Annotated in this window: 2 protein-coding genes and 1 pseudogene; 1 reads left to right on the plus strand and 2 read right to left on the minus strand. The window is 63.3% G+C overall.

The window, feature by feature from the left end; all coding sequences use genetic code 11:
* A pseudogene (locus ACZYOF_RS43345) lies at nt 1-107 on the plus strand (IS110 family transposase); the annotation flags it as partial.
* Nucleotides 108-289: 182 nt separating this feature from the next.
* Here the strand turns inward: ACZYOF_RS43345 and ACZYOF_RS43350 are convergent.
* Nucleotides 290-1,246, minus strand: a complete 957-nt coding sequence (locus tag ACZYOF_RS43350) for a DMT family transporter (protein WP_463719545.1) — start codon at nt 1,244-1,246, stop codon at nt 290-292.
* A gap of 212 nt (nt 1,247-1,458) precedes the next feature.
* The gene (locus ACZYOF_RS43355; RefSeq protein WP_463719544.1) at nt 1,459-2,298 is read right to left on the minus strand and encodes an aldo/keto reductase; all 840 of its coding nucleotides are present in this window, start codon (nt 2,296-2,298) and stop codon (nt 1,459-1,461) included.
* Between the last annotated feature and the right edge of the window lie 279 nt (nt 2,299-2,577).

Here is a 2,577-nt window from a genome sequence, read left to right on the forward strand (position 1 = left end):
CCGGAAAGGAAAAAATGGTCATTCGCATTGCGCTCGCCCGTAAGCTCCTGGTCCGCCTCAACGCCAAAGCACGCGAGGCGCGTGCCGCTTACGCCAATGCAACTTGACAATCCAGATAGTCGCTCATTCCCCCGCACCTCGCGGCGCGTCCCTGGAACTCAGGTAGCATGCGGTTTCCCGGCGGGTGGCAAAAATCCGGCGAAAGGCGGCTGATCGCTCAGCTTTCGCGGCGCCACTGTGGCGCTGTCGCAACGATTGCGCGGCGATACGTCTCACTCCGCGCACGGAATCAGGCGTTCGGCGAGGGCTCGCCGGGCACGGTCAGGAGCTGCGAGCGACGGATTCGCTCGCGGTGGGCGGTGTAGAGGCCGGACGCGACGATGAAGGCGGCGCCGGTGATGGTCCAGACGCCAGGCACCTCGCCGAAGATGAAGAAGCCGAGCAGACTGACCCACAGCAATTGCGTGTAGGAGAATGGCGCCAGCACCGAGGCATCGGCATAGCGGAAAGCCAGCACCACGATCCACTGGCCGGCGGTCGAGGCCACGCCGACCAGGATGCCGAGAAGAATGTCGTGCCAGCTCGGCGTGACCCAGGCGAACGGCACCATGACGGTCATGATCGCGAAGCCCGTGATCGCGGAATAGGTCATGGTGGTGATGGCGGCATCGCGGCCGCTGATCATGCGCGTCATGATCAAGGTCGAGGCCCAGCAGAACGCCGACAGCAGCGGGAAGAACGCGGCGGCGTGGAACGCGCTGGTGCCGGGACGCAGAATGATGAGGACGCCGATGAGGCCGAGCGCGGTCGCGATCCAGCGCCGCAGGCCGACTTTCTCGCTCAAGAAAATGATCGACAGCGCGGTGACGAACAGCGGCGACACGAAGCCGGTGGCGGAGGCCTCCGCGATCGGGAGGAAGCCTAAGCCGGAGATGAAGAACAGCGACGAGCCGAGCAGCGTCGCGCCGCGGAGGAACTGCAAGCCGACCCGGCCGGTTCGCAGCGCAAAGAGCGGCGAGCCCGGCAGCATCGCCGGCGACATGATCAGCGCGAACACCAAGAAGCGGATCCAGGTGATCTCGATCGATGGCAGCGTCGCCGACAGATATTTCGAGGTGACGTCGGACGTGCCGAGAAAAATCGTCGACAGCAGGATCAGCGCGATGCCCTTGAATGGCCGATCGGCGCGCGCGGGGGCTTTGCGGGAGACGGATTTCTTCGCAGGCGAAGATTTCTTTGCAGGCAATGGCAAAGGTGCGCTGTCCAGCCTGGCGGCTGCGGCGGGGGGCGGTGTCACGGCAATCTCGGAGGCACAAATAAGCGAATCTGCGAGCCTCTAAAAAACGCCAAATGGCGGCGCACGACAAGGTCCGAAAACAGGACGCCGATATGCGCGAATGTGCGCGGCAGCACGCCACGAAGGTTGCAACACTTTGTTAAGAATCGTGTTCGCTATGGCTAGAGCATCGGCAAACTTCGCGGCTTGGGACCGCGCGGAAAAGCCTTGTCCAAAGCTTCGATCTCGCTGGCACTGAGCACGAGATCGCCGGCCGCCGCATTCTCAGCGGCGTGCTCCGCGCTCGACGCTTTCGGAATCGAGAACACGGAAGCCGCGCGGGTGAGAAAAGCCAGCGCGACCTGGCGTGGCGTGGCGTTGTGCGCCTTCGCGACCTCCTGCAGCACCTCCCCGCCCTTGCTCCGTGGCGAAGGAAAATCATTGTGGCCGAACGGCGAGTACGCGACGACGGCAACGCCATGCTTCTCGCACCAGGGGATCACGGCGTGCTCGATCGCGCGCTCCTGCAGGTGATAGAGCACCTGGTTGCAGGCGATCCTGCCCTTACCAGAAACGTCCAGCATCTCGCTAAGATCATCGGCGTCGAAATTGCTGACGCCCCAGGACCGTATTTTTCCGGAGGCGACCAGTTCCTCGAACGCGGCGACAGTGTCTTCCAGCGGATAGGATCCGCGCCAGTGCAGGAGATAGCAGTCGAGGTGGTCGGTCTTCAGCCGCTTCAGCGAGCGCTCGCAGGCGGTGATGGTGCCGCGGCGCGAGGCGTTGCTGGGCAGCACTTTTGAAACCAGGAACAATTCGTCGCGCCGGCCTTCGATCGCATCCGCGATCACCAGTTCGGCGTCGCCATACATCTCCGCGGTGTCGATATGGGTCATGCCGAGCTCGATGCCACGGCGTAGCGCCGCGACCGCCGCCTTGCGATCGCCGCGGTCGAGATACCAGGTGCCCTGCCCGATCACGGAGACGTTGGGGCCATGGTGGCCGAATTTTTTCGTGCGCATGATCGCCTCGCTCGTCGGGGAAACCAACCCTAGACGATTGGTGAGGCGATGTCGCGGCAATACACCCTGTCGTCCCGGGCTTGACCCGGGACCCATAACCCCAAATGCCTGTTGTCGCAAACGATGCCGGCCCAGCGGAGCGTAACCACAACCGCCTGTGGTTGATGGGGTGGACGGCCCCCTACGGCATCAGTTGTGCCAGAATGAGGTTGTCGAAATCTCAAACGAGGGAGCCGTCCGTGACGCAGATTATCCGCATTGGAATGGATACGTCGAAGC

It is taken from the genome of Bradyrhizobium sp. LeoA1Lang (genome assembly GCF_055413685.1).